We start from the raw sequence: 17,624 nt of genomic DNA, 5'->3' as shown, positions 1-17,624 counted from the left end.
AACATACTATGCGATGGGTCATACACCCTCCGCACCTCCAACAATCTCTGTGATCTCCTGCGTGATGCTTGCCTGACGTGCCCGGTTGTAATGCAGATTCAGCTTCTCGATCATTTCCTCGGCATTGTTGGTCGCAGCCTCCATGGCGGTACGTCTTGCAGCCAGCTCACTGGCTACGCTCTCGCAAACCGCACCATAGATCAAACCAGCCAGATACTCCGGAACGATGGCATCAAATACTTCCGACGCATCCGGCTCATACAGAATCAGATTCCGGATGCTCTTTGTATCCTGTTTATCTGTCAGGTCCTTCAGAGGCAGCACCGGTATCGCCGATGGCTGCTGGGAAAGCACGGAAACAAACTTTGTGTAACAAAGATCAATGTGTCCAAATTCTCCCTTCTTAAATTCCCCGCAGAGCAGATTCGCCATCTCAAAGCAGTCTGCAACAGAAACATCGGCAATTTCACCAAAGCTTTCTGTAACACAGGCAAATCCATTTCGCTTCGAATACTCCACAGCCTTTTTCCCAATGGGAAGAACCAGGAAATCCTGATTCAAAGAGGCTGCTTCCAGACATTTAAACAAGTTGGTGTTATATCCGCCAGCCAGACCACGGTCTCCGGCGATCAGCACATAGCAGCGCTTCTCATTCCCGGATTCTCTGGCATATACAGAGGAAAAATCTGTATTCCCCCGGGCAATATCCACAAGGGTCTGATGCATGGTCTCAAAATAAGGCCGGCAGACTTCCGCCCTTTCTTTTGCTTTACGCAGTTTGGAGGATGCTACAAGTTCCATTGCCTTGGTAATCTGCATAGTGCTCTGCACACTTTTGATCCGCAGCTTTACCGCTTTCATGTTTGCAGCCATAAAAAGTCCTCCTTGTCACAATTTATTTCTCAGGTCTTGTATTTACAAAATTCTCAGTATACTGTTCCAATGCGCCCTTCAGCTTCTCTTCTGTCTCCGCAGATAATGCACCTGTGGAACGGATTTCCTGCATTGCAGCAGCACCCTGTGCATCACTGTCAATCCAGGTATAAAGACCAGCTTCATAGGTTCTTACATCCTCTGTAGCAACCCTGGAAAGGATTCCCTTGGTTACTGCATAAAGGATAGCTACCTGCTTCTCAACTGGAACCGGCGCATTCTGGTTCTGCTTCAGAACCTCCACAATACGGGCTCCCTGCTCCAGTCTGGCCTTGGTATCTGCATCCAGATCAGATCCAAACTGAGCAAAGCTCTGCAGCTCTCGATACTGGGAATAAATCAGCTTCAAAGTACCGGCAACCTTCTTCATTGCCTTGATCTGTGCATTTCCACCAACTCGTGATACGGAAATACCAGGGTTTACAGCCGGCATAACACCGGAATGGAACAGCTCTGTCTCCAGGAAAATCTGTCCGTCTGTGATGGAAATAACGTTAGTGGGAATATATGCGGAAACGTCTCCTGCCTGTGTCTCGATGATCGGAAGTGCAGTCAGGGAACCGCCGCCGTGTGCCTCATCCAGTCTTGCGGCACGCTCCAGAAGTCTGGAATGGAGATAGAAAACATCTCCAGGATATGCCTCACGTCCCGGTGGACGACGGATCAGCAGGGAAAGTGCACGATAAGCAACCGCATGCTTACTTAAATCATCGTAAATGATAAGTACATCTTTTCCCTTATACATAAAATATTCACCCATTGCACATCCGGAATACGGTGCAATGTACTGCAGCGGGCTGGCTTCTGAAGCAGTAGCCGCTACAACGATGGTATAATCCATAGCGCCATTTCTTGTAAGAGTCTCAACCAGGGAAGATACGGTGGAACGCTTCTGACCAATTGCAACATAGATACAGATCACGTCCTTCCCCTTCTGATTGATAATAGTATCTGCTGCCAGAGTGGTCTTACCAGTCTGACGGTCACCGATGATCAGCTCACGCTGACCTCTTCCAATGGGAACCATGGAGTCAATTGCCTTAATACCGGTCTGCAGAGGCTGGTTAACGCCCTGTCTCTCGCAGATACCTGGTGCCGGGCTCTCAATCGCCCTGTATTCACTTGTCACTACAGGTCCTGCACCGTCAATAGGCTGTCCAAGGGCATTTACAACTCGCCCGATCATAGCCTCACCAACCGGAACGGATACCACCTTTCCGGTGCGCTTTACGGTCTGACCTTCGCCAATACCGGAATCATCCCCAAATAAAACGATAGAAACACTGTTTTCTTCCAGGTTCTGCGCCATTCCGAAGCTTCCGTCCTCAAACTCAAGAAGCTCTCCTGCCATACAGTTGATAAGACCGCTGGCTCTTGCAATACCATCACCAACCATAAGAACCGTACCGGTCTCATTCTGTTTGATAGCGTTATCGTAGTATTTGATCTGACTGCGGATGACTTTTGAAATTTCTTCAGGTTTAAGCTGCATTTTCTCTATCCATCCTTATACTATAAGCTCGTTTAATTTCCTGGAAAGATCATCCAGACGGCTCTTTACTGTACCGTCCAGCTGTCTGCCCTCCAGTTCCACTTTAAGACCTGCAAGCACTGTAGGATCTGTCTTCTGGGTCAGGGTAACGGTCTTACCGCTTATCTTCTCCAGCTTGTCCTTAAGCGCTGCCATCTGCTCATCTGTCAGTGCAACCGCGCTGGTCACCACTGCAGTGGCAATGTTATGGTCCACATTGTACCGCCGTGTAAATTCCTCACAGCATCCGGAATACTCTCCCAGGATTCCGCGCTCACACAGCAGTTTCAGAAAATTCACCAGATACCGTTCTGCTTCTGTTCCAAATGCAGTATCAAGAAGTTTTGTCCTCTCTTCCTTCGGGATCGAAGGCTCTGACAACAATTTCACATAATCGGGATTCTCCCGGAAAAGCTGCCGGATTGTCTGCATCTGCTCCAGCACAGTGTCGGTAAGCTGTTCTTCAGCAGCAAGATCATACATGCTGCTGCCATATAATCTGGCAATCTGCGTCATGATGCCTCACCTACATTCGAAATAAACTCGTCGATCAGTTTCGCGTGATCCTCTTCTTTGATCTCACGCTCGATCACCTTGCCGGCAATCTCCATTGCCATGCCGCCGATCTCATTCTTCACCTCATTGACAGCTTTTCGTTTCTCCTGTGCAATGTCGCTCTCAGCCTTCTCTTTCATAGCACGGGCTTCCTGGGCTGCACTTTTCAGGATCTCCTCACTCTGGAGGGAAGCTGTCCTCTGTGCCTCTGTGACAATATCACTGGCCTTTGCTTTGGCCTGCTGCATATTCTGTTCATACTCTGTCTTCATGGCAAGAGCTTCTTCCTTCGCCTTTGTAGCATCCTGGATTTCGGCATCTGCCATTGATCTTCTCTTCTGAAGCATTTCATTGACAGGCTTAAACAAAAATCTTTTTATCAGATACATTTGAAGAAAAAGATTGCAGATCTGTGCGATAAACGTCCACGGCACAATTCCTACAAGTTCCTGTACCTGCATGTTCTAACCTCCTGTTGTAACTGCTACCATTCATACCGTTCCAGTATCTTACCAGTATAGAAACCAGCTGCTTTGGTGCCGTCTCTATGGAGCTTCCATAACAGCGGTCTGTGAATGGTAACGCCTGTGATACTTGTCCTTAATTATCCAAGGAACTTCATGAAGGTACCAGGTGCAACAAAGATCAGAAGCAGACCGGTTACGAAACCGTAAATACCTGTAGTCTCTGCGATCGCACAACCAAGAAGCATGGTAGAGGTTACATCACCTTTACACTCTGGCTGACGTCCGATTGCTTCCAGAGCTTTTGCAACTGCGTTACCTTCTCCAATACCAGGTCCGATACCTGCGATCAGTGCAAGACCAGCACCAATTGCACAACCAGCCAGTGCGATACCTTTTGCCAATACTGTAAAATCCATAATCAAATCCTCCTGTTATTTATGATTTCTCTTGTTAAAAATTCAATTTATCCGAAAACTGCAAAATATTTTCTGCATTTTCCGATTTTCTGCCCACTTCGTGAACATCCGCCTTCTTTACGCTATTCTTCTGCTGCATTTGCTATATACATAACAGTCAGCATACAGAAAATAAATGCCTGCATGATTCCGGAAAACCAGTCAAAATAAACTGACATAATTGCCGGAATACCAACGTCCAGGAATGGGATCTTCGACAAAACATCTCCCACAATACCCGGAATCAATCCAAACAGTTTGGAGCTTGCCAGCGCCAGCGCTGCATAGATCAAACCATTGATAACTACACCGGAAAGAATATTTCCAAAATGACGGCACGCCATACTGATCGGTGTGGCGATCTCAGAAAGAATATTAAATGGTGTCATAATAGGGATCGGAGTTGTAAATCCCTTCATATATCCACCGAAACCATTTGTCTTGATCTTCTGTGCCGTGATCATGGTAAATACAACAACTGCCCATGCAGCTTCTGTGGAAAGATCTGCTGTAGGGCTTCGCAGTCCTACAAGGCTGATCAGGTTGGATACCACACTGGTGGCAAAAAGCGCCGCCACAAAAGGAATCATATAGCTGAATTTCTCACCCATATTTCCGATGACGAACTTATTTGCTGTCTCCACCAGAAGTTCAGCCACAGCCTGTCTCCTGGATATTTTCTCCACTTTCAGATCATGTGTCAGCCAGATACAAAGTCCTGTGATCAACAGCATAACCAGCCAGCTTACAACCAGAGTCTCCGTGATCTGGAATTTCCCCAGGATGGGAATCTCGAACGGAAACGTATAGAATATCCTGCCACCGGTTATTTCGATATCCATGTACTCTCACCTCCTGTCATTATAAATTTGTAACTGTTCCGTACCACATCTGTCACACACTTCGCGGAGCAGTACCTGCTGAATAGTTACATAAAATTGTATATATCATTATGCGGCCTTCCTCCCCCCAATGATTCCAACTGTCTTGATCACAATGTTTGGAAAAAGCAATGGTAAGATTCCGGCTACAAACTGAAAACAGGGAACCGCAATCGCCAGAACGCCCCAGATAAGCTGAAGCATCATTCTCTGACTATAGCTGGCCTTCATCTTCGCTGCAGCCTGTTTATCGTCCTCCATGGAAACTATCTTCTGAACGGTCAGTCCCATAAGGAAAAAGTTCAGTACTGCCACCATCCCGCCGATAAATCCGGCGAGAAGCACTGTATAATCAAACGGAATCTGCTCCGGCACTGCCAGATGTCCGATTCCAAATACAGCCCACATCAGGACTACGCATACAAATGTACCAATCGCCACCTTCTTCGTCTCTTTCCTCACTGCCGGCTGCACATCTGCAAACATTTTGCTCATACAAATCTCCCTTCTGAAACGTGTTTGAAAAAGGTTTTCTGCAAAATGTACGTCACACTTTGCAGGAATGATTCCTCAAACACACTCTAATGATGTCTGTTAAATGAAACTTTATTCTTCTTTTTCTCTTTCTCTTTCTTCTGATGTCCGGTTACGGACAGGTAAAGCTTATAGGCTACTGTAAAGGAGCCTCCCAGTCCGAAAAAAAAGCCAGGAATAAAAATCCATTCTCCTATTCCCAGGCTGGTACTCATCCACCAGCAGATCAGCAGGCACAGAAGCAGAGGAGTGATAAAGGATAAACTAAATTGACTAAGCAAAGTCATATTCTTGATAATATCTCCCCATTTTTTCATAAAAGCCTCCTGTCGCAAGTCTCATTTTATAGACAGATTTTAACACAATTCAGTGTGGATAGCAACTTTTTTTGTGCATATTATTTAAAAATTGGCTTCTATTTTATTGCATATCGTCAATTTTTTCACACTTCAAAAAGTAATTACATGCTACCAAATTCTTGTTATTTTGTCGTTATACAATTGTTAAACATTGACTAAAATTCAGACACTGCAGGTAGTATTGTCTAGAATGTGTTTGAAACAGGCTCTAGAGCGTGTTTGAAAAAGGCTTTCTGCAAGATGTACTTCACAATTTGTGGGAGATTTGTCCGATTGAGGGCGGCGTAGCGGGCTACGTCGACTGAAAGAGGGCAAAATATACCGCAAAGTGGGGCGTGCAGATTGCGGGAATGATTTTTGAAACACGCTCTAGCTGCAATATCCTTTGATATGCAAAAAACCGCCTTGTATCAGCATTCCCATTCCTGGTAAATTCATGCTGTACAAAGCAGTTTCTCTTTCATAGTTTCTTATGAACCGCTCTATCTTATTTTAGAGTGTATTTGTAAAATCATTCTCGCAATCTGCACGCCCCGGTTTGCAGCATATTTTGCCCAAATTCGTAGAGCGTGTTTGTGAAATCATTCCTGAAAATTATGACGTGCCTCTTATGAAAGCTGTTTTAATTTGCATACAAATAAGAACTGTATGTAGGATCATCAATGTTTGAGGAATCAATCCATGCCGGGTCGATACGCACATTCCGCTTGATTTCCACACTCTTCTTTGGTGCTGTAGTCAAAAGTGCTGTCCAGATGGTCTGATATCCCATCGCGTAAGGCTGCTGGGAAACCACGCCGACCTCTTTACTATTCCAGATAGCCTCCTGTTGTTTCGCTGTGGCATCCACACCAACCATCACAATGGAATCCTTTGTCTCATCCTTTTTCATGTCCAGATACAGATCGGCAATATCTGCATTATCGCAGAAAACACCGTCCAGCTGCGGATATTTGTCAAGAACCTCCTGCATGGCAGCTGTCATATCATCTACCTGATCCTGATAAACAATCTCCACAACTTCAATATCCGGATAATTGGTGATATAATTGGTAAAACCGCTTACACGTTCCTGAATGCTCTGCGTCTTTTCCTGCGCAGAAAAGACTGCAACCTTACCCATTTTTCCGATGGCTGTGGCTAATCTATACGCAGCGATTTCGCCCACCCTGGTATTATCCGTACCACGAAATGCACGGACCATCTTGCTGTCTGTAACACCAGAGTCAAATGCCACAACCGGGATTCCATTCTCCTTGGCAGCTTCCAGCTGCGCCTGAAGGGAATCCATATCGCTGGCAGAAACACAAAGTACATCCGGATTCTCTGCAATTACCGCATCTATGGTATTTACCTGGCTCTCCACATCTTTCTCATCGCTGGCGCCTTCAAAGGTCATGGTCACCTGATCTTCTTTCTTGAAGCCATATGCCTCGTTTACATCGGCAATTGCCTGCTCCATTCCTTTCTTAACCAGTCCCCAGAACTCTCCGCTTGTACTCTTGCTTACAACTGCCACCCGGGATCCTGCCTGGAGTTCTACAGATGTATCAATTTCAGGAATAAGAGGATCCTTTTCTTCCTGGGCTTCTTCTGTGGATTCCGTAGTCTGCCCGTCAGAAACCAGTGGCGCGATCACTTTCTCCACTTCTTCTTTCTTACAGCCTGTGAAGGTGCATAATGCAGCCAGAACAACAGCAGGTATCACTGCTACTTTTTTCATTTTATTCACTCCTCATCTGAATGTTTAAAGTTTTTTCAAAAAAACTTTTTATAACTATTTTTCGCAGTCTTCATCTTTGTTTAATCTTGCTTTTACATTATACACAATTTCGGTTCCACGTCTATAGTTTTTATGGTTTTTTCACATTTGCGGGATAGAAATCCCCTTAAACTCAGTCCCTTCCGGCTTTGTCACGAATTTCATCACCTTTCCGGTTACCGGATGGAAAAAGGTAAGGCTTGCGGCGCACAGAGCCAGGCTGCCTGCCCCGATGGTCACATTCGTTCCGGCACCATATTTCCGGTCACCAGCCAAAGGCATTCCTGCATGAGCCATCTGAACCCGGATCTGGTGATGACGGCCTGTATCCAGATGAATTCGAAGCAGCCATTTTTTCTTTCCGGAAATTGCATCCACAGCCTCACCGAGAACCTCATAGGAAAGTCTGGCCTTCTTCGCACCAGGAGTGTGCGCATTTACCACGGAAGAAGTATTGGATTTTCCATCTTTTTTCAGATAATCCTCCAGAACTTTTTCTTTTTTCCCAGCCTCGGCCTGCTTTCCATATGTTACTGCCAGATAAATTTTTTCCATCTTTCCAGCTGTAATCTGTGCACTTAACGATTTCGCGGCCTCAGGTGTCTTCCCAAATACAAGAATACCTTCTACCGGCTGATCCAGCCTGTGGATTACTGCCAGATATGGAATCCTTCTCCCACCACCGTCTTGCATTGCCAGATAATTTTTCAGGCTGCTCTCCAGATCCATGGCACCGATTCTTGCATTCTGTACCGCAATTCCCGCTGGCTTACGGCAAACTATAATTTCTTTATCTTCGAAAAGAATGTAGTCCTCTATTTTCCCACTAAACATCGTCTGCTTCCCTCATAGTTTCCAATTTTCTCCGCTCATTATAGCGGATTAAAGCCTGATTTACAAGCTCACACTTTCTATTCCGGTATGCTTTATGCTGCATATCGGTTCCTGTTCACTTCGTATCCAATACATCATCCCGCTTTTTTGTCTCTCACAGCATGGAAAAGGACGGTCATCATTTTACTTATATTTCAAATGATGACCGTCCTAAAATTCTTCAGTATTCAATGGTCTTTTCCTCGTTTTTCAAATTGATTTACAATTTAATATTTACGTGGTCTTTATTCAGTTGTTCTATATTCAGTTTTAAGTTTTTATTTAAAATATCTTATCTTATTTCCTGCTCATAAACGATATGATGTTTATCATTCGGTTTATTTAGAAGTTTGATAGATTGAAATTATAATTCACGTTTTATAATTTCTTCTGCAGAAATATCGGATATACTTCTCAGGCTCTGAATCATTATCATAAACAATTTCAAACTTAATTCGGTTAAATCCAAAACCACTTACTGGTTCATATGCTCTCTTATATGTATTATACAAAAAAGTTTGAGCGGAAGTTCCTGATCTATTTCTGACTGGAATATCAATTATGATATTCTTCTAATGCAAAGTTTCGATTCATATTCTAAAGGTTCAATAGGAATCTCAAGATATCCTGCTTATCTGTGATAAGGGGTTATATCCTCTGGAGAAATGTTTCTTTACACAAGTTCCAGATCTTTGTATTAGTGGTGGACAGTTATTCAATATAAGTAATCGCTTCTATTTACCTTGGATACGTTTATAAGTATCAGCTGAATCAAGTGATACTTTATTTTCTATTTACACGGTTCTCGTATCAGGTCTTCTTGCAGGAAATGCGATTCCTGTCTCTCTTATATTGATTAGAAAGATTTTATGTTCCCATTGGAATCACTAAGCTCCTTTCTTTATAAAGTTGTTTTTCTTTTGATGAGCTTATATTACCATCTCTGATCTTATTTGTCAATACTTTTTCTTGTATTTTTTGTTTTATTTCTGTTTTATTTTGGCACTTCACGTTGTATTTCTGTGTTTTTTACTAATTATTGTAATTATTCAGAATATTTGTTTATATAACAAGAAAGACTCCTTTTTGCAAAAGGCTAAATGGGTGTTTAAAAAAGGCTTTCTGCAAGATATACGTCATGATTTGTGGGAGATTTTGTCCGGTTGAGGGTATCATAGCGGGCTACGACAACCGAATTCGGGAAAAATATACCGCAAAGTGGGACGTGCAGATTGCGGAAATGCTTTTTTAAACACGTTCTAGCCTATGTAGAAACACATTGAGCGATATTTGCCTTTTCGTTGCAGTGTGATCATACCATGTAGAACTTTTTATGTAACAGGGAATTCTGATAAAAAGGCAGGTCGCTCTCAAAAAGAATGACCTGCCTCATAACATTTTATTTTCTATTGTAGTTGATCAGACAGCCTTTCAGGATGATTTCCCGCTCATCATCTGTCAGCTCTCCAAGTGTTACGGTAAACGGAACCAGTCCGCTCTCTTTTACCACATAACCGGTAATGCTGTCGGCTTTCTCTTCCACTGCCTTGCGGATTTCCGGGAAGAACAGGTAATCACCGTTTACAAACGGAAGATCACCGGCCGGGATCAGGAATGGAAGCATTCCCCAGTTAATCAGGTTGGAACGGTAACGTTTGGTAGCGTATTCGTTGGCAATGTTTGCCCACCCGCCAAGTACTTTCTGACAGGAAGCAGCCTGCTCACGGGCAGAACCATCTCCGGGCTTCACTGCGAAAATAGTACTTCCAACGCCAAGATTGCCTTTGCCAGCTTCCGGATACTCTTTGTTCACCGCTTCCATAACCGGCTTCAGCTCTGGCAGTGCATCCAGCGGACATTCGCCGTTCTCAATGGCATGCTCTGCTTTCTGAACCTCTTTTGCCCGTCCAACATAAGCCGGATCCTTTCTGGAAAGAGTAAACTCAGCCAGTCCAAGAGGATTGGAACGGTAGGAGGAAGTCTCACCGGATGGGATCAGCTCGTCGGTAGTAGTTACCGGATCGTGAATTTCGGAAACAACCTTCAGAACCAGATTCTCTGCAAGTGCCGGCATCTTCGGCCAGTCTTTGATGTTCGGTCCAAACTGGATCTCAACAGACGGATCAGCCACGCCTTTGCTGTCAAATACACGGTTATCGTAAATCGTTTTATCAAAGAAATATTTCTGTCCTCTGTACTCTCCTGTGAAATTCTCAGCAGAGGTAAGGAATCCCTTGTTTGCAGCTGTAGCAGCGATAGAACGGGCATCCATAAGTGCAACAGAAGAAATCTGACCATTCTGGATCTTGGAGCCTTCACGGTTCGGGAAGTTTCTGGTGGTATGGCGGATACTGAAAGCATTGTTTGCCGGAGTATCTCCAGCACCGAAGCATGGACCGCAGAATGCAGTTTTCACAACAGCACCTGTCTCAAGAAGATCTGCCAGAACTCCATTCTTAGCCAGCTCCATATAAATCGGAGTACTTGCCGGATATACGCTTAAAGTAAAGGCATCTGCACCGATGCTGGTTCCGCGGAGAATATCCGCTGCAGCACAGATATTCTCAAATCCACCGCCTGCACATCCTGCAATAATTCCCTGGTCAACATAAAGCTTTCCGTCTACAACCTTATTACGGAGAGTATAAGGAACCTTGCCGTCCAGACTTACCAGAGCTTTTTTCTCAACATCGGCAAGGATGTCATCCAGATTTGCATTCAGTTCATCAATTGTATAAGTATTGCTTGGATGGAACGGCATAGCGATCATTGGCTTGATCTCGCCAAGGTCAATCTCCACACAGCCGTCATAGTAAGCCACATCTCCCGGTTTCAGCTCTTTATAGCTCTGGGCTCTTCCATGGATCTCGTAAAACTCCTGAATCTTCTCATCTGTCTGCCAGATGGAGGAAAGGCAGGTAGTCTCAGTAGTCATAACATCGATTCCAATACGGAAATCAGCACTTAAATTAGCTACGCCAGGACCTACGAACTCCATTACTTTATTCTTCACATAACCATTTGCAAATACTTTACCAATGATAGCAAGAGCAACGTCCTGCGGTCCTACGCCCGGACGTGGGCTTCCTTTCAGATAAATAGCAACAACTCCTGGCATATTGATATCATATGTCTGGGAAAGAAGCTGCTTCACAAGCTCCGGTCCCCCCTCTCCCATAGCCATGGTACCAAGAGCGCCATAACGGGTATGGCTGTCTGAGCCAAGAATCATCTTGCCGCACTCAGCAAGCATTTCGCGGGCAAACTGATGGATAACTGCCTGATGTGGCGGAACATAGACACCGCCGTATTTTTTCGCACAGGTAAGACCAAACATATGGTCATCCTCATTAATAGTACCGCCAACTGCACAGAGGGAGTTGTGACAGTTGGTCAGAACATACGGTACCGGAAAACGCTCCAGTCCGGAAGCACGTGCAGTCTGGATAATTCCTACAAAAGTAATATCATGGGATGTCAGTTTATCAAATTTAATCTGAAGCTTGTCCATATTACCGGAAGTATTATGGGCTTTTAAAATAGAATAGGCAATGGTATTTCTTGCTGCATCTTCTCTGGAAACAGGAAGCTGGGCTTCAGCTGCCGGAATGATTTCCTTTCCATTCTGCAGATACACGCCAGTATCATATAATTTCATAATAAAGCTCCTCCTCATCTTGAGAGATTTATAAGTAACAAATATTATGCAGCTGTTCACCAGCAACATTCTGAGAGGTATTTTTTGTGAACAGCAGCAACATTATCGTTAATTATAGTAGATTTCTCCGAAAGGGTCAAGCAAAAACACTTTAGCGTGCTAAAAAGCTTTTTTTGCAAAAAATGGTCTGTAATTTTGCTCCACATTTCTGTTGCAACTTTTTCAAATCAGTGATAAGGTAGAATCTACCAACACTGAAATAATGGGAGGTGTTCTAAGATGTTTCGCCTTTGGGGACGAATCTGGAAAGATAACCATATGCTGAAGGATACCGTGATCTGTGATGACCGCCAGGAGACCAGAACGCACAAGGTTTTTCACTGTCTGGAGCAGATCTGTTATGAGCTGGATCTTGGTAATCCAATCTGGCTGGATACTACGGTGCGGGATTTTAAGAAGCACAGTAAAACACGTTTTTATCAGGATAATTTTATTGAACAGATTGACTTTGATTACCTGGAAATACAGGTAATAGAGGAAGATGGAGAAGAATGATGAAAAAGACAAAAATGTTTATGCTGGTTCTCACCAGCGCAGTACTTGCCCTTACTCCGGTAACTGCAAACGCAGCTGAAGCTGCACCTTCTCAGGTAACGGAAACTGTTATTGCCACCCCTACTCCGACACCCAAAAAGCCACAGAAAAAAGGCTGGGTGAAGACCAAATCCGGAATCAGAAGATACTATCGAAAAGGAAAACGCCTCACCGGTTTCCAGAAGATTGGCAAGAATTATTTCTATTTCAGTGCCAAGGGAACCCTATTAAAAAATACTACTGTTAATAAAGGTTACAGGGGATTTACTTACTACATCGACAATAAAAGTCATGTAATCGGCAGAAAAAAGGGTTCTACCTACTATACTGCCAGCGGAAAGAGAATGACTCAGGTTCAGATTGCCAACCTCCGCTCCAAGCAGATTGCAGCAGAGATCACCAATTCCAGCATGTCCAAATCCCAGAAGCTTCAGACATGTTTCAACTGGGTGATCAAGGGCTATTATAATATCTGGCGTGATTTTGACCAGGGCGGCAAGGACTGGCCGGCTACTTTTGCAAATGACCATTTTCTGCATCACAACGGAGACTGCGTTTCTGACGCTGGCGCATTTGCTTACCTCGCCAAGGCAATCGGATACAAGAATGTTTATGTATGTGCCGACGCTGTGCAAAGCAACAACAATGCCCACGCATGGTGTGAGATCAACGGGTATGTTTATGACCCGCTTTTCGCAGAGGCAAAGAGTTACAGCAAGTATTACGGTGCAACCTATGGTTCTTATGGACTTTACCCGGTTTTGAAATATAAGATCTCATAAATAGTTAATATTCGCTGTACTGGCTACAACAACTAAATTCAGACAAAATATATGCGGCGCACAGATTACAAAAGCTCCCGGATCCGCTACAGGATTCCGAGAGCTTTTTTTGCAAGCTGGTCAGCCATATCGTTGTATTTGTCGTTGGAGTGTCCTTTTACTTTTACAAAATGGACTTTTACTTTCTTCATGACCCCCCGGTAAAAGCTCTGATACGCAATTGTTCCGGGTTTGGTAGCTTTCCAGGCACCGGTGCACCATTTGGCAATGCCTTCATAATCATGGTAAATGGTGATTTCCGGAATATTATGATCCACAGCATACTGCATTGCCGCTTCGGAGCCTTTGATTTCTCCTGCTACATTATGCATCAGTGCCAGCTCTTTGTCTGTCATTTTTTCGCAGAATGTGTGCTCTTCTCCATCCTTCAGGATGACCATTCCGTAGGAAAATTCGCCGGTGTCAGAGCGGTAACTGCCATCTACGTAGGCAATCACCTGGTCTGACGCAGGTTTTTCTGCCCTGGAAAGTGTATCCGGGATGCCCTCTGCACTCACACCGGCAAATGCCTGTGCCTCTTCCATAGTGGAAAAGCTCTTAAATTCTGCTCCCGAAAATCCCATGACCTGTTTCTGGCACTCTGCCCAGGTCATAAATACACCTGTTTTTCTGCCTGTTCTTACTGCATAGTATTTCTTTGCCATGTAGTCTCCCTTCTGTATCAGACATTCTCAAACACTTTTTCTTTAATTATAACGAAACTGTTTCTTATCTTCAATAATAGATTAGAGCATGTCCACAACACACTCTAATCTATCCCTGGCCCGAAACTTTAATATACCCTGTTTGTCCTGTCGTCACGTTGGAACCGCTGAATGTTTTTCACCACTTCATCCACTACGCGGAATCTGGTCTCTTTCGCAGCCCATGCAATATGCGGAGTAATGATCAGTTTATTGCTGTCCTGGATCTTAAGAAGCGGATTCTCCGGATCCATTGGCTCTTTGCAAAGAACATCAAGGCCTGCACCTGCAATGGAGCCTTCGGTAAGAGCTGTATACAAATCTGGCTCATTTACAATGGCGCCTCGCGCAACATTCAGGAAAATAGCGGTTTTCTTCATCTTACGGAATTTTCCCAGTGTCATCAGGTTCTCCGTGTACCCATTCAGCGGCGCATGGACAGAAAGAATATCGGAGCGGGAAAGAAGCTCATCCAGGCTTACCTGTTCATATTCTGTATTGTATTTCTTCCCGGAAGCGGAGTAGCAGATAATATGGCAGCCGAATGCCTTAGCGATCTGCGCCACCTTGTTTCCGATTGCGCCAAGTCCAATGATTCCCCAGGTTTTCCCATCCAGCTCGAAGAAATTCTGACCGAAGTGAGAGAAGCAGGTGCCTCTTGCATATTCTCCGGATTTTACGTAATTGTCGTAATAATTCAGTTTTTCCAGAACATAGAAAAGAAGAGCAAAGGTATGCTGTGCCACTCCGTTTGTGGAGTATCCGGCAACATTGTAAGCTGCAATTCCTCTCTTTTTCAGATAGTCTCCATCCAGGTTGTTAAAGCCAGTTGCGGTCAGGCAGACCAGCTTCAGGTTCTGGGCTTTTCCAATGGTAGACTCGCAGATTGGAACCTTGTTAGCTACGATCACATCTGCGTCTTTTGTCTTTTCTTCCATTTCATCTGCGGTTGTAGTAGGATAAATAACTACCTCGCCCAGCGCCTCAAATGGGGTAAATACCATATCCTGTCCCAGGCTGTCTGCTTCCAGAATTACAATTTTCATAATGTACTCCTCTCTTTCTTCTGTGCTCACTTATATAGTCGTACGTTTCCTCATCTGTTTTATAAAATACCGTTTTCTCCAGGAAAATGCAATCCCCAAAATATAAGAGCGCAAAGCTGATAGTGCCTGCGCCCTTATTTAGCAGTCTGTAATTATCAAGCCATAAATTCCCGGATGATCTCACGCATAATCTTCTCTTCCTCAGGAGTCAGCATCTTACTGAAATGACTTCCGGAAGCAGCGGTCTGCTTAATGCTGCTGGTAATCTTGTCCACGATTTCTTCCTGTAAAACGGGGTCCGCTTTTTTCGCAGCAGGAATCTCTTCTGCCCAGCTTCTCATCTGCTCCACATAATCTGTCAGCGTGTCCATCACCAGCTCTTCTTTGTAAGAAAAATCCAGAGCCTGACGCAAAAGCAATAATGTAACTGGTACAGTGGCGCCCACATACAGATAGGTCAGAGGAAGCCCCTCTTCTATCCTTAACGTCTGGGAAAAATAGATGGCACAGCCAAGGATCACAGTGGACAAAAGTGCCGGATACCACACCAGCCGATTCATTCTGTGAAGAAGCCTGTCCCGTGTTTTCCAAAGCCTCAGCCATTTTTCCTTCAGGCTGATCCGCTGGCTGCTGCCTGTTCCTTGGGTGTTTTTCGCGCCTGTGGTTTTGCTTCCGGTACTTTTCAGCATTCTTCTGTAGGTGAGGTTTGTCGTCAGCATTCCAATTGCTCCAAGAGCCCCCAGGGCTGCCATACTGTAGAGCAATATCTGCAGATCCATAATTTTCTCCAGCATAATGTCCTCCCATACTCTTAACTTTTAGGACCATTATACCGCTGTCCTGCTCTGTATGAAACATAAATCGTTCGTCAAATTCTCGGAGAATTTCACTTATTCTGTTGTTTTTCTGCATATTTTTCTATTTTACGATCACTTATATAAAGACTTTCCACAATATATCAATTAGTTTTTGATTTATTGCGAAAATAAATATAAATGCCCCTTAAACAGATTCTACTTATTTCTACAGAGTCTGTTTAAGGGGCAATATATTATCTTCCTTACATTTCCTGTAATGCAGCTACCACTTTCTCAAACTGCATAAAGTGAGACGCCTTTACCAAAATGGTATCACCAGTCTGCACATAATCAGACAGATGGGACAAAAGGCTGTCACGATCCGGTTCTTCTATAACGATAAGCTCCGGGTTCTTTCTCGCCATCTTCGCAATGTTTGCGGAAAGAGGACCGGTGCAGATGCATACGTCAATTCCACACTGGGCTGCATGCTCGCCTACCTCTGCGTGAAGCTGAACTTCATTCTCTCCAAGCTCTCCCATGTCGCCTAAGATTGCCACTCTTCTGCCAGCACCATCTTTCAGCACATCCAGTGATGCTTTCATGGACATTGGGTTGGCATTATAACAATCGTCTACGATAAGGAAACGGTCTGTCTCGATCATGTGGAATCTGCCGCTGATGGCTTCCAGGGTCTCAATTCCGTGACGGATCTGCTCCAGTGTCAGCCCATAAATGCGGCCTACCGCTGTAGCAGCCAGCGCATTGTATACCATATGGATTCCCGGCATCGGAATATCTGCCATAAAGGATTCTCCGCCTATATGAATACGGCAGGTCATTCCCTTTAAGCCTCTGCTTGTAATCTCGTCTGCATATACATCCTTGTCAGCTTCCATGCCGAAGAATACAGGCTTGATTCCTTCGTACTCTTTTACCATGCAAAGCTTATCGTCATCACCGTTTAACACGATATGACCATCTTTTTGCAGATATTTAAAGATCTCAGTTTTTGCTTTCAGTACACCGTCTCTGTCCCCAAGATTCTCCAGGTGGCAGGTACCGATATTGGTGATCACACAGGTATTCGGTCTTGCAATTTTTGCCAGACGGGTCATTTCACCGAAATCGCTGATTCCCATTTCCAGAACTGCGATCTCATCCTCGTCACGAAGACGGAAAACGGTGAGAGGAAGACCTAACTCATTGTTAAAGTTTCCCTGTGTTTTCAGGGTACGGTATTTCTCTTTCAGCACAGAGGCAATTACCTCTTTTGTACTTGTTTTTCCCACACTTCCGGTAATTCCAACAACCGGAATCTGAAGCTGCTGCAGGTAAAATTCTGCAATGTCCTTTACAGCCTGAAGGGAAGATTCCACCTTGATATATGGGAAATCAGCATTCTCCAGGATTCTCTCAGATAAGGTAGCAAGCGCACCTGCCTCCATCACCTGGGGAATAAATTTATGGGCATCTACACGTTCGCCTACGATGGGAACAAATAAGGTTCCGGCTTCTGCTTTCCGGCTGTCTGTTGTAATAGAGGAAACCTCCTGCTCCAGCTTGTCAGACGGTCCGAAATAAACACCGCCGCAGACCTTGGTCAGGTTTTCCAGGGTAAGATTTTTCATTTTATTTAATCCTTTTTATATTT

18 protein-coding genes and 2 pseudogenes are annotated in these 17,624 nt (G+C 44.4%); 4 read left to right on the top strand and 16 right to left on the bottom strand.

The annotated features are described in order from the left end of the window. Window positions 1-18 precede the first annotated feature (18 nt). From atpG to I2D69_RS21155, 9 genes and pseudogenes are all read right to left on the bottom strand, one after another. The gene (gene atpG, locus I2D69_RS14025) at window positions 19-873 is read right to left on the bottom strand and encodes an ATP synthase F1 subunit gamma (protein ID WP_195380087.1); all 855 of its coding nucleotides are present in this window, start codon (window positions 871-873) and stop codon (window positions 19-21) included. Between the two features lie 22 nt (window positions 874-895). After that, on the bottom strand, window positions 896-2,425 hold the full coding sequence (gene atpA / locus I2D69_RS14020; RefSeq protein ID WP_118582131.1) for a F0F1 ATP synthase subunit alpha: 1,530 nt from the start codon (window positions 2,423-2,425) through the stop codon (window positions 896-898). A gap of 15 nt (window positions 2,426-2,440) precedes the next feature. Then, window positions 2,441-2,980, bottom strand: coding sequence for an ATP synthase F1 subunit delta (gene atpH, locus I2D69_RS14015; RefSeq protein ID WP_118582128.1), 540 nt, complete (start codon window positions 2,978-2,980; stop codon window positions 2,441-2,443). Beyond that, window positions 2,977-3,480 carry a F0F1 ATP synthase subunit B gene (gene atpF / locus I2D69_RS14010; RefSeq protein ID WP_195380086.1) on the bottom strand — a complete coding sequence of 168 codons (504 nt, stop codon included), beginning with the start codon at window positions 3,478-3,480 and terminating at the stop codon, window positions 2,977-2,979. The genes atpH and atpF overlap by 4 nt, the downstream gene beginning before the upstream one ends. Before the next feature lie 143 nt (window positions 3,481-3,623). Further along, complete coding sequence (gene atpE, locus I2D69_RS14005; RefSeq protein WP_179962564.1) at window positions 3,624-3,902, bottom strand: ATP synthase F0 subunit C; 279 nt, start codon at window positions 3,900-3,902, stop codon at window positions 3,624-3,626. Window positions 3,903-4,024: 122 nt separating this feature from the next. Further along, window positions 4,025-4,783 carry a F0F1 ATP synthase subunit A gene (locus I2D69_RS14000; protein ID WP_118582122.1) on the bottom strand — a complete coding sequence of 253 codons (759 nt, stop codon included), beginning with the start codon at window positions 4,781-4,783 and terminating at the stop codon, window positions 4,025-4,027. A 108-nt stretch (window positions 4,784-4,891) separates the two neighbouring features. Continuing rightward, window positions 4,892-5,317, bottom strand: a complete 426-nt coding sequence (locus I2D69_RS13995; protein ID WP_118582119.1) for an ATP synthase subunit I — start codon at window positions 5,315-5,317, stop codon at window positions 4,892-4,894. 86 nt (window positions 5,318-5,403) lie between these two features. Further along, the gene (locus tag I2D69_RS13990) at window positions 5,404-5,673 is read right to left on the bottom strand and encodes an AtpZ/AtpI family protein (protein WP_173717843.1); all 270 of its coding nucleotides are present in this window, start codon (window positions 5,671-5,673) and stop codon (window positions 5,404-5,406) included. Between the two features lie 204 nt (window positions 5,674-5,877). Continuing rightward, a pseudogene (locus I2D69_RS21155) lies at window positions 5,878-6,035 on the bottom strand (DUF6783 domain-containing protein). Between the two features lie 15 nt (window positions 6,036-6,050). On the opposite strand from I2D69_RS21155, the gene I2D69_RS21150 reads away from it, so the two are divergent. After that, on the top strand, window positions 6,051-6,104 hold the full coding sequence (locus I2D69_RS21150) for a hypothetical protein (RefSeq protein ID WP_308768375.1): 54 nt from the start codon (window positions 6,051-6,053) through the stop codon (window positions 6,102-6,104). Window positions 6,105-6,337: 233 nt separating this feature from the next. Here I2D69_RS21150 and I2D69_RS13985 read toward each other — a convergent pair whose 3' ends face one another. Together I2D69_RS13985 and I2D69_RS13980 are read right to left on the bottom strand one after the other, a co-directional pair. After that, complete coding sequence (locus tag I2D69_RS13985) at window positions 6,338-7,438, bottom strand: substrate-binding domain-containing protein (protein WP_148461011.1); 1,101 nt, start codon at window positions 7,436-7,438, stop codon at window positions 6,338-6,340. Between the two features lie 141 nt (window positions 7,439-7,579). Then, entirely contained in the window at window positions 7,580-8,311 is a 732-nt protein-coding gene (locus I2D69_RS13980) for an RluA family pseudouridine synthase (protein ID WP_148461010.1), read from the bottom strand. Window positions 8,312-9,488: 1,177 nt separating this feature from the next. Between I2D69_RS13980 and I2D69_RS21145 the strand changes: the two are divergent. Continuing rightward, window positions 9,489-9,539: pseudogene (locus I2D69_RS21145) on the top strand (hypothetical protein); the annotation flags it as partial. Between the two features lie 210 nt (window positions 9,540-9,749). Here I2D69_RS21145 and I2D69_RS13975 read toward each other — a convergent pair. Then, entirely contained in the window at window positions 9,750-12,008 is a 2,259-nt protein-coding gene (locus tag I2D69_RS13975) for a hydratase (RefSeq protein WP_173717840.1), read from the bottom strand. A 279-nt stretch (window positions 12,009-12,287) separates the two neighbouring features. On the opposite strand from I2D69_RS13975, the gene I2D69_RS13970 reads away from it, so the two are divergent. Then, window positions 12,288-12,563, top strand: coding sequence for a hypothetical protein (locus I2D69_RS13970; protein ID WP_173717839.1), 276 nt, complete (start codon window positions 12,288-12,290; stop codon window positions 12,561-12,563). Next, window positions 12,560-13,384, top strand: a complete 825-nt coding sequence (locus tag I2D69_RS13965; RefSeq protein WP_118582104.1) for a transglutaminase-like domain-containing protein — start codon at window positions 12,560-12,562, stop codon at window positions 13,382-13,384. The genes I2D69_RS13970 and I2D69_RS13965 overlap by 4 nt, the downstream gene beginning before the upstream one ends. Window positions 13,385-13,470: 86 nt before the next feature. On the opposite strand, the gene I2D69_RS13960 is transcribed toward I2D69_RS13965, so the two are convergent. From I2D69_RS13960 to murF, 4 genes are all read right to left on the bottom strand, one after another. Continuing rightward, the gene (locus tag I2D69_RS13960) at window positions 13,471-14,088 is read right to left on the bottom strand and encodes a ribonuclease H family protein (protein ID WP_195380085.1); all 618 of its coding nucleotides are present in this window, start codon (window positions 14,086-14,088) and stop codon (window positions 13,471-13,473) included. 128 nt (window positions 14,089-14,216) lie between these two features. Continuing rightward, window positions 14,217-15,173 carry a D-2-hydroxyacid dehydrogenase gene (locus tag I2D69_RS13955; RefSeq protein ID WP_195380084.1) on the bottom strand — a complete coding sequence of 319 codons (957 nt, stop codon included), beginning with the start codon at window positions 15,171-15,173 and terminating at the stop codon, window positions 14,217-14,219. Window positions 15,174-15,328: 155 nt separating this feature from the next. Next, the gene (locus I2D69_RS13950) at window positions 15,329-15,967 is read right to left on the bottom strand and encodes a hypothetical protein (protein WP_148461006.1); all 639 of its coding nucleotides are present in this window, start codon (window positions 15,965-15,967) and stop codon (window positions 15,329-15,331) included. A gap of 266 nt (window positions 15,968-16,233) precedes the next feature. Continuing rightward, the gene (gene murF, locus I2D69_RS13945) at window positions 16,234-17,601 is read right to left on the bottom strand and encodes a UDP-N-acetylmuramoyl-tripeptide--D-alanyl-D-alanine ligase (RefSeq protein WP_148461005.1); all 1,368 of its coding nucleotides are present in this window, start codon (window positions 17,599-17,601) and stop codon (window positions 16,234-16,236) included. Window positions 17,602-17,624: the final 23 nt, after the last annotated feature.

Origin of the sequence: Ruminococcus sp. D54t1_190329_F1, assembly GCF_015551645.1 — a bacterium.
Lineage (GTDB): Bacteria > Bacillota > Clostridia > Lachnospirales > Lachnospiraceae > Blautia_A > Blautia_A faecis.
The sequence above is the reverse complement of the archived record's forward strand: the minus strand, read 5'-3'. Positions and strand labels throughout refer to the sequence as shown.

Bases quoted from the DNA above. Each gene is read 5' to 3' on its own strand.
- atpE (WP_179962564.1), bottom strand. From the start codon at position 3,902: ATGGATTTTACAGTATTGGCAAAAGGTATCGCACTGGCTGGTTGTGCA.
- I2D69_RS13980 (WP_148461010.1), bottom strand. From the start codon at position 8,311: ATGTTTAGTGGGAAAATAGAGGACTACATTCTTTTCGAAGATAAAGAA.
- atpG (WP_195380087.1), bottom strand. From the start codon at position 873: ATGGCTGCAAACATGAAAGCGGTAAAGCTGCGGATCAAAAGTGTGCAG.
- I2D69_RS13960 (WP_195380085.1), bottom strand. From the start codon at position 14,088: ATGGCAAAGAAATACTATGCAGTAAGAACAGGCAGAAAAACAGGTGTA.
- I2D69_RS14000 (WP_118582122.1), bottom strand. From the start codon at position 4,783: ATGGATATCGAAATAACCGGTGGCAGGATATTCTATACGTTTCCGTTC.
- I2D69_RS13965 (WP_118582104.1), top strand. From the start codon at position 12,560: ATGATGAAAAAGACAAAAATGTTTATGCTGGTTCTCACCAGCGCAGTA.
- atpA (WP_118582131.1), bottom strand. From the start codon at position 2,425: ATGCAGCTTAAACCTGAAGAAATTTCAAAAGTCATCCGCAGTCAGATC.
- atpH (WP_118582128.1), bottom strand. From the start codon at position 2,980: ATGACGCAGATTGCCAGATTATATGGCAGCAGCATGTATGATCTTGCT.
- I2D69_RS13970 (WP_173717839.1), top strand. From the start codon at position 12,288: ATGTTTCGCCTTTGGGGACGAATCTGGAAAGATAACCATATGCTGAAG.
- I2D69_RS13985 (WP_148461011.1), bottom strand. From the start codon at position 7,438: ATGAAAAAAGTAGCAGTGATACCTGCTGTTGTTCTGGCTGCATTATGC.
- I2D69_RS13995 (WP_118582119.1), bottom strand. From the start codon at position 5,317: ATGAGCAAAATGTTTGCAGATGTGCAGCCGGCAGTGAGGAAAGAGACG.
- atpF (WP_195380086.1), bottom strand. From the start codon at position 3,480: ATGCAGGTACAGGAACTTGTAGGAATTGTGCCGTGGACGTTTATCGCA.
- I2D69_RS13955 (WP_195380084.1), bottom strand. From the start codon at position 15,173: ATGAAAATTGTAATTCTGGAAGCAGACAGCCTGGGACAGGATATGGTA.
- I2D69_RS13975 (WP_173717840.1), bottom strand. From the start codon at position 12,008: ATGAAATTATATGATACTGGCGTGTATCTGCAGAATGGAAAGGAAATC.
- murF (WP_148461005.1), bottom strand. From the start codon at position 17,601: ATGAAAAATCTTACCCTGGAAAACCTGACCAAGGTCTGCGGCGGTGTT.
- I2D69_RS13950 (WP_148461006.1), bottom strand. From the start codon at position 15,967: ATGCTGGAGAAAATTATGGATCTGCAGATATTGCTCTACAGTATGGCA.
- I2D69_RS13990 (WP_173717843.1), bottom strand. From the start codon at position 5,673: ATGAAAAAATGGGGAGATATTATCAAGAATATGACTTTGCTTAGTCAA.